Source organism: Spirosoma gilvum (genome assembly GCF_054776815.1).
In genome coordinates this window covers 480,796-493,783 of the sequence record NZ_BAAHBH010000001.1, presented here as the reverse complement: position 1 = coordinate 493,783, position 12,988 = coordinate 480,796, and the positions used below count along the sequence as shown (strand labels likewise).

The 12,988-nt window shown below is 48.5% G+C and carries 13 protein-coding genes; 1 reads left to right on the top strand and 12 read right to left on the bottom strand.

Features of this window, described 5'->3' with window-relative positions; all coding sequences use genetic code 11:
* The 12 genes from ACYVFD_RS01970 to ACYVFD_RS01915 all read right to left on the bottom strand — a co-directional run bounded on the left by ACYVFD_RS01970 (position 1) and on the right by ACYVFD_RS01915 (position 11,467).
* Complete coding sequence (locus ACYVFD_RS01970; protein WP_461087992.1) at positions 1 to 360, bottom strand: T9SS type A sorting domain-containing protein; 360 nt, start codon at positions 358 to 360, stop codon at positions 1 to 3.
* A gap of 136 nt (positions 361 to 496) precedes the next feature.
* The gene (locus tag ACYVFD_RS01965) at positions 497 to 1,801 is read right to left on the bottom strand and encodes an enolase C-terminal domain-like protein (protein ID WP_461087990.1); all 1,305 of its coding nucleotides are present in this window, start codon (positions 1,799 to 1,801) and stop codon (positions 497 to 499) included.
* A gap of 29 nt (positions 1,802 to 1,830) precedes the next feature.
* A complete protein-coding gene (locus ACYVFD_RS01960; protein WP_461087988.1) occupies positions 1,831 to 2,943 on the bottom strand; it encodes a mannonate dehydratase in 1,113 nt (370 codons plus the stop codon).
* Positions 2,944 to 2,975: 32 nt separating this feature from the next.
* On the bottom strand, positions 2,976 to 3,836 hold the full coding sequence (locus ACYVFD_RS01955; protein WP_461087986.1) for a 2-hydroxy-3-oxopropionate reductase: 861 nt from the start codon (positions 3,834 to 3,836) through the stop codon (positions 2,976 to 2,978).
* 99 nt (positions 3,837 to 3,935) lie between these two features.
* The gene (locus ACYVFD_RS01950; RefSeq protein WP_461087984.1) at positions 3,936 to 5,381 is read right to left on the bottom strand and encodes a GntP family permease; all 1,446 of its coding nucleotides are present in this window, start codon (positions 5,379 to 5,381) and stop codon (positions 3,936 to 3,938) included.
* Positions 5,382 to 5,502: 121 nt separating this feature from the next.
* The gene (locus tag ACYVFD_RS01945; RefSeq protein WP_461087982.1) at positions 5,503 to 6,276 is read right to left on the bottom strand and encodes an HpcH/HpaI aldolase family protein; all 774 of its coding nucleotides are present in this window, start codon (positions 6,274 to 6,276) and stop codon (positions 5,503 to 5,505) included.
* A gap of 146 nt (positions 6,277 to 6,422) precedes the next feature.
* Entirely contained in the window at positions 6,423 to 7,094 is a 672-nt protein-coding gene (porG, locus tag ACYVFD_RS01940; protein ID WP_461087980.1) for a type IX secretion system protein PorG, read from the bottom strand.
* 4 nt (positions 7,095 to 7,098) lie between these two features.
* Complete coding sequence (locus ACYVFD_RS01935) at positions 7,099 to 8,085, bottom strand: hypothetical protein (protein WP_461087979.1); 987 nt, start codon at positions 8,083 to 8,085, stop codon at positions 7,099 to 7,101.
* 175 nt (positions 8,086 to 8,260) lie between these two features.
* Complete coding sequence (locus ACYVFD_RS01930) at positions 8,261 to 9,139, bottom strand: NAD kinase (RefSeq protein WP_461088604.1); 879 nt, start codon at positions 9,137 to 9,139, stop codon at positions 8,261 to 8,263.
* 78 nt (positions 9,140 to 9,217) lie between these two features.
* Positions 9,218 to 9,886 carry a CBS domain-containing protein gene (locus tag ACYVFD_RS01925; RefSeq protein ID WP_461087977.1) on the bottom strand — a complete coding sequence of 223 codons (669 nt, stop codon included), beginning with the start codon at positions 9,884 to 9,886 and terminating at the stop codon, positions 9,218 to 9,220.
* A 192-nt stretch (positions 9,887 to 10,078) separates the two neighbouring features.
* Complete coding sequence (locus ACYVFD_RS01920) at positions 10,079 to 10,855, bottom strand: alpha/beta fold hydrolase (protein ID WP_461087975.1); 777 nt, start codon at positions 10,853 to 10,855, stop codon at positions 10,079 to 10,081.
* 12 nt (positions 10,856 to 10,867) lie between these two features.
* Entirely contained in the window at positions 10,868 to 11,467 is a 600-nt protein-coding gene (locus ACYVFD_RS01915) for an anthranilate synthase component II (protein WP_461087974.1), read from the bottom strand.
* 219 nt (positions 11,468 to 11,686) lie between these two features.
* On the opposite strand from ACYVFD_RS01915, the gene ACYVFD_RS01910 reads away from it, so the two are divergent.
* Complete coding sequence (locus ACYVFD_RS01910; RefSeq protein ID WP_461087972.1) at positions 11,687 to 12,985, top strand: protoporphyrinogen/coproporphyrinogen oxidase; 1,299 nt, start codon at positions 11,687 to 11,689, stop codon at positions 12,983 to 12,985.
* The last annotated feature ends 3 nt before the right edge of the window (positions 12,986 to 12,988 follow it).

Below are 12,988 nucleotides of genomic sequence, written 5' to 3'. Positions count from 1 at the left end.
TTACAACTCCTGCATAACGAAGCTCTCATGGGGGTTAGCCTGCACCACAAATGTCTTGGTCAGCGTTCCCTCTTCTGTCGTGAGCGTCAATTGATAGGTACCTATGCCTAAATCAGAGAAATCGAACTGTTGGCTCAACCCTTTCTGAAGAGAGACTGTCGAGTTGTAGAGTTCCTGACCATTAGCGTCGCGAATGGCAAGTTGCCCCTTAGTCTGAAGTGGCTGAACATAGAGTTTGATTTTATGATCGGCTGTCATCACCAGACGGGTGTCGGCAACCGACGATGTACTAACAGATGAATGAGCGAACGATGCGGTTCCAGCTACCAGTCCCAGCATCAGGGCAAGTACTTTTTTCATGGCTTGTAGACGTTGTTGTTTGTTTTTCTAATTTGAACATAACAAAGCTACCGCCGGACCTACAAGCCTGAAAATCAAAGACGATGAACCCCCAATCAAGCCCGATGAATCTGGACTTTTCCGGGATGAATGACGATTACCAACGTACCGCCTGAAATTTCCAGCCGGGTTGTACTTTCTGCATTTCGGTCTCGTCGTCACGTTTGGTCAGGCCGCAGTCGAGGTAATTCTGATGGAGTTTAGCCAGTGCCTGCCGATCCAGTTCAACGCCCAATCCGGGGCCTTGTGGTACCGCTACGGTGCCTTCCTCAAAGGGAATACGACCTCCTACAATCACTTCATCCGACTGCCACGGATAATGGGTATCGAGCGCATATGGTAGTTTAGGCAAGGCCGCTCCCAGATGGACCATTGCCGCCAACGAAATCCCCAGGTGACTATTGGAATGCATCGACAGGCCACGACCAAACGTATCGCAGATAGCCGACAGCATCATGGACGACCGAAGACCTCCCCAGAAATGGTGATCGCTCAGGATAATGTCCTCAGAGCCAATAGCAATACTATTCGGAATATCATCAAACGAAGTCGTACACATGTTCGTCGCCAGTGGCGTCTTCAGCACTTTCCGTACTTCGGCCATGTTGGCCTGCCCGCGCGTTGGGTCTTCGAGGTATTCCAGAATGGACTCCATCATCTTGCCGTATTTTATGGACGTTTCTACCGTCCAGATCGCATTCGGATCGACGCGCAACGGCACATTGGGGCCAAAGGCTTCATGCAAGGCAAACATCGCATCGACCTCCTGCTGGGGCTCGAATACACCGCCTTTTAACTTGATCGACTGAAAGCCAAACTCAGCACACATAGCTTTAGCCTGTGCTACGATACCCGCCGGATCAAGTGCCGCAGCCTGCCGGGCAGCCGCCCATCCCTGAGCCGATGGATCAAGGCCTAAGCCAAACTCGCCACCCGCGCCTTCATACTTATAAAACAGATAAGCCGAAAACGGAACCCGATCGCGCATTTTGCCGCCTAGCAGATCAACGATAGGTCGGCCCGTTACTTTTCCGATTATATCAAGACAGGCGACTTCTATAGCGCTGAAAATATGGACGAGTTTTCGCTGATCCCAAGGGGTTTCGCCCCGTTGCGCAGTGGTCTCGGTTCCAAATCGATTGACCAGTGCCTGCCGGATTTCGGCCAGTTGGAACATGTCTTTACCAATGAGTAAATCGCGGGACTCTGCCAGGGCTACATCTATATCTTTATTGCCCGGAATCTCGCTGATGCCCGAAATACCATCGTCCGTAACCAGTTCTACAATGGTTCGTAGCGCATACGGGGCATGTAAGCCAGCCGCATTCAGCAGTGGTGGATCGACAATGGCAATAGGCGTAATCTGAATTTCCTTGATTCTGGGGCCAGTTTTATAGGGCATAGGAAGAGTTAGTTTTGTCAGCGAAAAATTTACACATCATCGGCTACGGTTTGAATCAACCCCTTGATGTAGCCATAACAAAAGGCAAACGCCTGCAAACTGCTGGCCGGGTCAGCGTGCGAGGGCACATGGTCGGGCATCACCATACCCGAGTAGCCAACATCGCGTAAGGCTCTGACAACGTGCAGGAAATTCATATCGCCATTATCGGGATACACTTCCTGAAAGTTGTTCCAGCCACCTTTGATATTCCGTAAATGCACATTGAAGATCTGATTTCGTTCGCCCACCCAGTTGATAATCGGGATAATTTCATTCTTCGGATCGTTCAGCCCTTCGGCAATGGAACCAATGCAGAAATTGAATCCGTGGTATTCGCTATCGTACAATTTGGCAAACCGTTGAATGCCCTCAAACACGTTCGGACTATTCCAGCGCGTGATTCCCCGGTATCCGACAGGTGTGGGCGGATCGGCAATGTGATTAGCCAGCTTTACCTTATACTCTTTCGCAACGGGCAGGAGTCGGTCGAGCAGGTAGGTAATCCGTTCGAACATCTGGTCGATCGACACGTCTCCGGCTATGGTTTTTGGATCGTTCCGTTTTACGGCTGCTTCATAATTCCAGGTGCTGTACTCCGCATTGCCTCGCTTCGGATCGAGGGTTTTGCCGGTTCGTAATACAGGCAAAATCGTCGTATTGTAATTCAGTACTTTAATACCCGTTTTACCCGCCACCTCAATCATCTGCTGAAGAATTTCAATCTCTCGATCGCGCTCAGGGCTTTTACCAAGCATAATGTTCGGATACTGAGCCCGGTCGATACCCGATGATTCAAGGGGAAAATGGTAGGCGTCGAGACTGATCCCATACTTTACACAGGCTTCTTTTTTCGCCAGTGAATCGGTTAAGTCCCACCCCTTACCCGGAATCGTTTTGGGTGCCCCACCGTCCAGATTATAGACACCGTGCCGGGCTTTGAACTCCAGATTTTCCTTCGTGGTTCCGCCCGACTGGCAACCGACTTTCATCAGTACCTTCTTCGGTTTACTTACCGACTCAGCCTGTGCCGATTTCGTTACCAGAGCCGTTGGGCTCACAGCCCCCACGGTCATCATTCGGATAAAATTCTGACGATTCATATCTGGTCAAGGGATTAGAACATCAACAGCACTTATTCTTCCAGCAACAGCAATAAGGAACTATGATCTAACTCACCATTGCCCTGATTGACGGCCGCTGCCATTTGCTCAGCAACCAGCGCCGTTCCTTTCAGCGGCACCGAAAATTCTTCACCGGTTTGCAGGGCAATACCCATATCTTTTTTATGTAGCTTGATTTTAAAACCGGGCTTAAAATTCCGATCGATCATGCGTTTGCCGTGTAAGTCGAGAATGCGACTTTGCGCAAATCCGCCCAACAGCACTTCCCGCATTTTTTCGAGGTTAACGCCCGCTTTGGAAGCCAGCGCAAAGGCTTCAGCCACAGCCTGGATGGTAATGCCCACAATCATCTGATTACAGGCTTTGGTCGTTTGTCCCGCACCCGGCTCGCCAATATGGACAATGTTTTTACCCATCGCCTGAAACAGTGGCAAGGCCCGGTTAAAAGCTGCCTCACTGCCACCGACCATTATGGATAACGAAGCCGATTCGGCCCCCACCTGACCACCCGACACTGGCGCATCCAGAGCCTCTACACCATTCGCCTGCATGGAGTCGTAAATCCCACGAGCCGTGGCCGGTGCAATGGTCGACATGTCGATAAACAAAGCCCCCGATTGAATACCCGCCAAAACACCATCCGGCCCATTAACAACCTGATCGACATCGGGCGAATCGGGCAACATGGTGATCACGACATCCGACTGCTCGGCCAACGCTTTGCTGGTCGAATACGTCTGGGCTCCAGCCTCTACCAGTGTTGGCGCTGCTTTACTTCCATCTAAAATCGCTACCAGATAACCGGCTTTGATTAAATTCAGGGCCATCGGTTTGCCCATAATACCCAATCCAATAAATCCTATTTTTTCCATATGCAAAGAGTGAAAGAATTAATGATTGAATTGTTGAATGATTGAATAATTGAATCTTAAACACTATACTTTCATTCAATCATTCAACAATTCAATCATTCAAACAAGAGGAAACAGTTTTGCGGCAATCATGATCACGACAAGTCCGGTCAGCCCCATGACGACCAGAAGTGGAGAAATTGTTTTTAAGGCTTCCCGCTCAGTCAAGTTGCTAAGTTTACAGACGATCCAGAAACCGGCATCATTCATCCAGGGAACCAGTTTAGAGCCACAGCCAATCGCCAACCCCAAATAAAGCGGATGAAAACCCAGGCTGGCATTGCTGGCCATACCCGACAGAATGCCCGAAGCGGTGATTAACGCCACTGTGGCTGACCCCTGCGCCGTTCGAACGACAGCCGCAATAAAAAATGCCATCGGAATCAGCGCCATTTGATAGTCTTTGGTCATATCGGCTATGCGAGCGCTGATGCCCGTTTGTTGCAACATGCCGCCGAATGCACCACCGGCAGCGGTAATCAGAATGATACCTCCCCCACTCATGAGCGCAGCCTGAACAAACGGAGTCAGTCCTTCTTTGCCACTCTGTTTTTGCCGAGCTAATATGAGTAAGGCAACAATCCCCCCCGAAACAACGGCAATATTTTTATCACCAAAAAACTTGACCAGACTTATCAATTTCAGCAAAAACGGTGATTCGGTCAGGGGAACACCCGGCGTAGCCATAGCGGTTAGGGCAGTATCGGCACAAATAAAAACGAGTGGAATAAGGACCGGTAGCAGCGACACACCCAATCCAGGCAAGTGTTTATCTTCTTTGGCGGCAATGGCTTTAATATCCTCCAGCCGAGCGTCCATCGCATCACGCAGGGGCGTAGGCCATTTTTTGTTCGCCCAGAGCGCAAAAAAGTAGCCACTTGTGATGGTCACAAGACCTACAAGTGTCCCGGCAATCATCATCATGCCAATCGGAATATGCATTTCGCCGATCAAAAACAAGGGTCCTGGCGCTGGCGGAACCAGTGAGTTCGCCATTGCGGCTCCGGCCATAATGCAAAGTACCAGCAACAGGTAGTTTTTACCAATTCGCAAGGTCATGGCTTTTGCCAGCGGCATCATCAGAAAAATAACCGTATCAAAAAAAACCGGAATGCCGATAAAGAAGCTACTCACCAGAAACGCTATGGGTGCCCGCTCAACGCCAGTAAGCCGCAGCATGGATCGGATGATTCGTTCGGCAGCTCCGCTTTCGAGCATGCATTTGCCAATGATAGCGGCCATAGCAATCAGGATGCCGATTTTACCACAGGTAGCGCCGAATTCTGTGGCTATACGTTCACCAATATTCTTTTTCGCCAAAGCTGCGGCAGCCGCTGGAGCAGTTCCTTTGGCAATGGCAAATTGCTCAATGGCCGAAGCGGGCGTCATTAGAGCTACCACAAAGGCACCCAATAGCAAAGCCAGAAAAGGGTGAAGTTTCAGGCCAATAATCCCACCAACCACTATTACAACACCAACAGCTAAGATTAATAAAGGGTCAGTCATTCAGGAAGAGGTTAGGAATGGTTATAGTAAGGTTTTCCGTTTTCTGTTTTCTGTTTTCAGTTGGCTGACGCGAAAGCGATGATGCGTCAGCCAACTGAAAACAGAAAACCGTAATAGAAAACTATTTATAAATTGACCGGAATGTATCCAGTTTCTTGGCCAGATTGCGGGCACCGTCGGCCACAAACGTAGCATCGGCCCCGCAGGCAATCAGTCGAATACCCAGGTCATGATAGAGCTGATAATCGTCGGGATTAAAGAAGAGAATTCCTGTGGCTTTCCCGGCTTTTTGAGCGGCCTCAACGGTTGCTTTGACAGCTTCCTTAAACCGAGGGTGATTAAATTGGCCGAAAATCCCTAACTCCATCGACAGGTCGGCCGGGCCAATGAACAGTACATCGACACCATCAATACTGGCCACTTCGTCCAGATGATTCAGGACCGCAACGGTTTCGATCTGAACGACACCCAAAATGGTTTCCTGCGCCTGTTGGTAATACTGGTCAAACTGCTGGGCAAATCCGGTTGCCCGTACCATTTTGGCAACACCCCGACTTCCGAATGGTGGATAATGCAAGCCACTCACGACTTTTCGGGCATCGTCCGGATTAGCAATTTTAGGGCACATGATCCCTTCAGCGCCCATGTCCAGCACGCGATGGATACGCTGGCTTTCGGCACTTTCGACGCGCACAATAGCGCCTGCCGACGTATGTTCAAGCGCCTGCAACTGATACAGAACATCCTTTTCTGAACCGGCGCCATGTTCCAGATCGATCAGGACCCAGTCGAAACCTGCCTGCCCAACGATTTCGGCGGTGAGTGAACTTCCCAGATTTAACCAACACCCATTAAGCGTTTCCCCCTGGCGAAGTCGTTTCTTCAGATTTTTCATATACACGTAAAGGCATTGGAAATGAAGCTTTACTACTCATTCCCATAGATTCGTGTGTTGAAAACATTACGTGAAGCAATTAGGGGTAACGTAAATAGACACTAAAGGCTGTAGCCAAGATTTAACCCACTATAGATGCGTATTGGTTACGGGCAGACTATTTTATAAAAAGTGTAGCTGAGGGTGATCGCTGTATAAGTATAACTGTCGGTCAAGGACGGATTACCCTGAGTTATTTTTGTTGTTGCCTTACCGAACGTCAAATCACCCAGCCCATCCAGATAATCATTTCTGGTAAATCGTGTCCCGAATTCCAGACCGATGCTCCAGGGGCGTTTGATTTCATACTTAACGCCAATGCCTAACGGATAGGTGACTACGCCACCCGCACGAATGACGTCATTATTAAACTTACATAAGCCAAGTCCACCGAAAATGTACGGCGTCCAGTTCTTTGCTTTGGGAGCAGGTTTATAATTCAGAAAATTGTATTCTACATCCAGAAACAGCTCATTGATATTCGTCTTGAACGAATAGTTACGAGCCTGTTGAAACGAATTGTTGCTGTAGCTGTCTTCGCCACGAAATTTCCCAATAGAACCGCCCAACCGCATTGAAAACGACCGGCTGACATTATAGCGCAAAAAACCACCGATAGCCGGACTAATAAATCGCGGATTCAGGAAAGGGGTTACATCGTTCTTGCTAAGCATGCCACCCAGACTTCCTCCAATTTCAAATTTCTGAGCCTGCGCACTAAGACTGATAAAAAGCCCGACTAGTACCAGTCGGGCCGTATGTATTGCATATCGGAGCATAAACCTACTTAACAGGTGGGCACTTGATTTTTGCCGGTATAATATACTGAATTGAGAAATGGGTCAATACATACCCGTCTCTCGGAAATTTTTCGGCACCTCCCCCACGGGCCCCTATAGCAAAATACTGAGGATCGGACTGACGAAGTTGCTGAAGATCCGGGTCACGCGCCTGGTTGACCCGAGCGGCATCCGGTTCATTCCGACGGTCGGCCATAATAGACGCTAAGCCTTGCAAAGCGTCAGGACTAGCATATGTTCCCCCCACATCATCCAGATAATTGGTAAAGGTCATTCTGTAGCTAATCTCTGCCCCTATGTTAAAGCTCTCATTCAGTTTGAATCGAGCCCCTAATCCAACTGGAATAGCTCCAGTCACTAGCGAATACGGTTTCCGATACCCAGGCTGCCCTTGTCCTTCCGTATGCAATGGCTGAAGTTTCACCCACGTGCCTGGCGTGTATTGCTGGCTCGAACTATAGCTTGCCGTTGGCGTTAACGCTTCGGGACTATGACCAACCAGGGCAAGACCGGCAAACAGATAAGGAACAATTTTTGGTCGTACATCGGAGTTTCGTCCTTCGGGAATCAGGTTATAAATTCCTGTAATCGAAAACTCCTTTACATCGTTTCGAAAATGTAAATTCCGAACATATTGAAGCGCAAATTTATCGGGATTGCTCTTGCTAAACGAGTAATCATCGCCCACCATTCGTGCCCAGGTAAACATAGCCCGAGCCGCAAAGCGGGGGGTGAAATAGCGCGTATAGCCTAATCCAACATTCCAGCGGGGCAAGTTAAACATGGATTTCCAGGGAACGCTATACGGATTCAATTCCCCAAAATACGTAGACGTCCCGACGCCAAATGAAACGGCCGAATAAGGCGCAAAGTGCGGATTGGGCCGTCGCTGAGCGGAGAGTTCTGTAGTAATGCCTACCAGCAAACACACTGCCGTAACGCTTGTTACCAACTGCTTGTAGTTAATCATAAGTTTCAAAATACATGAATCAACCTTGGCTGATCCCCATAAGCCAGCCAATTCCGAAACGGCCAGCTTGTTACTTTTATTGGCATTCTTCCGTAAAAATTATGCCACAAATGCCGAATCGGAGGGTTTGAAAAAATAAAAGTACCCTTGTATCAACAATCGACAGTTTGGTACGTTAGTTACGAATATCCCAGCCCCAGTTGAGTTTACTTCGAAGGGTATTCAGGAAATTATCGTCCTTGAGCTTGACCAGTCTCGCTTTAAAGGCCTCCTTCTGAAGGCTGATCCGAACGGAGGTTTCTACCGTAAACGAACGCGAATCCAGCGCTGCCAGGAAGTTTCCACTCCGACTTTCTACTTCAAAGGCAAATTGGCAGGAATCCATCACAATCATCGGTCGAACATTCAGATTGTGCGGACTAATAGGCGTAATTATGAAGCTATCGGTATGGGGTAACAACACTGGCCCTCCGCAACTTAACGAATAGCCGGTTGATCCCGATGGGGTCGATACAATGAGCCCGTCGGCCCAGTAGGAATTCAGGAACTCACCATCCAGGTAGGTATGCACCGTAATCATCGACGAGGTTTGGGTGCGGGTAATGGTAAAATCGTTCAGGCCGAAAGGCAGGCTACCAAATATATCCTGATTTGACCGCACACTCACCAGGGTCCGTTCGTCAATGCTGTATTGTTCATTGAAGAGCGCGTCGATCATGAGCCGTACCGACGCGGGGGCGACTGTAGCCAGAAATCCCAACCGACCGATATTAATGCCTACTATCGGAATTTGCCGGGCCCCTACGTGAGTGACAGCATCCAGCAGTGTTCCGTCGCCACCAAGGCTAAAGATAAAGTCGGCGTCGGTAACACCTCCCTCTTCAACGGTGTAGGTTTCTTCACTGTAGTGGGCAACGCCCGCATTATCCAGAAACTCACGATAGCCTCGTGATATGATTACTATAGCTTGTCGGCGGGCCAGTTCCTCAAACATGGACTGGATATAGGGACGAGCCGATTCGGGAAAGTTGCGCCCGTGAATGGCGATTTTCATAAAAAGAACAGAGGGCATCGGGTGAAGGGCATGGGGCAAAGCTCATCCTCTGCCCCATGCCCTTCACCCGATGCTAATTTACGTATTTAAATAACGAAGCAATGAATCGAGTCGCTCCTGATCGATGCTTTCAACAGGGGCATTGGCAAAAGCGGCTTCAATCTGGTAACCAAAGCGTTCAAGCGTTGAGATAACGGGTGAAATATCGCGCCGATTCAGTTTGAGAGTCAAACGGGACCGGTCGGGCATACCGTAAGCCGCACTCGTAAAGTAGCTACTGATGATTTTGACGTTATTAGACTCGATCAGACGGCTAATCTCGGCCATGGAGTAATCCCGCTCGTTGAGGTTCAGGATCAATATGGCCCCAACGTCCTGCACGCCTAATTCCTGTGCAAACTGCTTGAGCATCTCATTGACAGAAATGGTGCCGACAAACTCCCGACCTTCGCTCAGCACGGCGATTATTTCCATCTGATGTTGAAGCACGGTGCCTAAAATTTCGAGCAAATGCTGGTCTTCCAACACGTACATCTGCTCAAACAGCCGCATGACTGCCCCCACCGGTTGCTCATCATCGCCCGCATCCAGCAACAATTCTTCACTTACAATGCCCCGGTACTCACCCTCACTAGTTAGAGCAAGTTGCCCGACGCGATGTTCCTGCATCCAATCCAGCGCCTGTGCAACCGAATCGGTCGGTTTCAAAGCCGGAAGCATGGGATCTATTAATTCGGCAGCCAGCATATACGTTGCGTGTAGTATTTAAACAGAAAACTGTTGCCAGAAAACTACAGAAAAACTTCCATAGTTCAAATTTTGATTAATTGGCGGGGTAGTTAGTTAATTGGTTCGTTGATTAATTAACTTTCTTTTCTACTGTACTACTCAACCAGCCAACTAATTAACCGACGAACCTATCAACTAATTAACAATCAACTACTCCACCAACTCACCAACAAAGTGCCGGGCAAGCCAGTTATCCAACAGCTCATTGAATCGGTCGGGGCACTCCATCATGGGTGCATGACAGCATTTATCGATGAAGTATAATTCTGAATTTTTGATCAGCCGGTTGAATTCGTGCCCTACCTCAGCCGGTGTAATGGTGTCGTTCAAGCCCCACACTAATAACGTTGGTACCTGAATGTTGTATAAATCTTTAGCCACATTATTCCGCTGTGCCGACTTAGCAATCGCCACAATGCTCATACACTTAGGAATGCTGCTGGTTATCTCGAATACCTCGTCGATCAGTTCCTTTGAAGCTACTTTCGGGTCATAGAACGTATAGGCCACCCGCTCGGCAATGTAGTCGTAACTACCGCGCTTCGGAAATGAGCCACCCATCCCATTCTCAAATAATCCCGAACTGCCTGTGAGTACAAGTCCACGAACTTGATCAGGGTTTTTGAAGGTGTATAAAATAGCCAGATGGCCGCCCAGAGAGTTACCTAGCAACGCCATATTATGCAGGTCTTTCTGAACCACGAATTTTTCGATATACGCGACCAGTCCTTCTAAACTAGCCTGGCGAAGGGGCATTTCATAGATTGGCAACAAAGGAATAACGACCCGGTATCGCCCAGAAAAGGTAGTAATTACACTATCCCAATTGCTAAGTGCACCAAACAGACCGTGCAGTAACAGCAACACATCCCCTTCTCCTTCGTCGACATATCGAAAACCGGCTTCTTCTTTAATGCTATAGCTCATCGTATTGGTTGGTTAAGGCTGTGGTAAAATCTGTTTTTTATGATAAACTGTTACAAAGTGGCTCCAGTTTTTGATTAGTTGTAATCCGTATTGGGTCAAGGCTGCTTCGGGATGATACTGAACTCCCCAAATTGGCAAAGCTCGGTGACGCATGGCCATCACTTCGTGCTGGTCTGTTACGGCTATTGTTGCCAGCGAATCAGGCATATCGGTTAAGACGAGTGAATGATACCGAGTCACATCAAACACGTCGGGAACATCCTGCCATAGCACATCATCAACGAGCGTCCGAACTGTCGAAACTTTACCATGCATCGGCCGTTGAGCAGGTCTTAACGTAGCCCCGAAGTATTCACCAATGGCCTGATGCCCCAAACAAACACCCAACATAGGAACTCGCTGATGGTAATAGTGAATCACCTCCATCAACTTTCCTGACTGCTTCGGCACTCCCGGTCCGGGCGAAAGTACGACCGCATCAACCGAAGTGGCTGTCAATCGTTCCCACGATTCATTGTTTCGAACAACTCGACATACGGCTCCTGCCTGCTGCAAATAATCGACCAGCATGTAGGTAAACGAATCGAAATTATCAACAACCAATAGATTCATGTGGTTATAACTCAGGAAGCTGCCGCAAAATTAACGTTTTCTAAAAAAAAGCAAGTACCATAAAATAATATGCTTTGATTATCAGAGTTTTAACTTTTTATTAAATTTGAAATATACTATTTTTATTAAAAAAGTACCACAACGATACTACTTCTTGACCATTAGGAGAGTCCAGTCATTAACTTTGAACGTTGTTTTTTAGAACTAAATCCTTTTACAATGTCCGTTGATTCGTCAGGTATTGATTCGCCCGTTATTATTGTTGGTGCTGGTATTGCTGGATTGACTTGTGCAGTTTATTTAAAACAAGCCGGTATTCATGCCCTACTTCTGGAAGCCAGTGATGGCGTTGGTGGACGGATGCGCACGGATCAGATCGATGGTTTTCAACTGGACAGAGGATTTCAGATTCTATTGACGGCTTATCCCGAAGCGCAACGATTACTCAACTATTCAGCGCTTAACCTTCAGCCGTTTCGATCGGGGGCACACATTCATGATCAGGGGCAGTGGATTACGCTGGTAAACCCACTACAGGAACCAACTGCGGTATTTCAAACGCTGGCCTCATCGGTTGGTACACTTGGTGATAAGGTACGTATTGCCGAATTAATGCGTCGGACTCAGGGGCTTGGTATCGATGAGTTATTCCGCCAGACACCCAGCACGACACAGGCATTTTTACAGGAATATGGATTCTCGGATCAGATCATCGAACGATTCTTTCGACCGTTTTTTGGGGGTGTTTTCCTGGAAGATGCATTAGCGACCTCCAGTAATTTTTTCGAGTTCTGCTTTCGAATGTTTTTTCAGGGAGAAGCCGCTGTTCCAGCCAAAGGCATGGGAGCCATTACAGCCCAGCTAGCTGAGCGATTAGTCCCTGGGCAGATCTGGCTGAACAGTGCTGTCGATCATATTGAGGGTAATACCGTACGACTAACCACTGGTAAAACGCTGACGGCAAGCGCTATTGTGCTGGCTGTCGATGGTGCTCAGGCGGCTACGCTTCGTAGTCAGTCTGACTCGGTGAATGGACGTGATGATCAGCCAACTTTCAACCAGACGATTTGCACGTATTTTTCGGCTCCGAAATCGCCCAGCCCTGAGAAAGCCAGGAAACTCCTGATGCTGAATACGCAGCGAAATTCGGTTGTTCATCATATTGCCATTATGAGTGATGTGGCCCCTGCTTATGCACCCGATGAACAAAGCCTTATTTCCGTCAGCACGCAAGGCGTAGGCATGAGGGATGAAGCAGACTTAACCCGTCAGATTCAACAGGAATTAAGCGGTTGGTTTGGGTATGAGGTTCAGCAATGGCGTCACCTGCGGACGTATACAATCCCCCACGCATTGCCCACTTACAATCCAGAACAGGCAGGAGCGAATGTCCTTCGTCAACCTCTTCAATTGACGGATTGCCTTTATCAATGTGGCGATCAAACCGCCTATCCGTCCATCAATGCCGCTATGCAGACAGGCCGGGAAGTTGCCGAGATGATAAGCCGTCGATTGTAAACC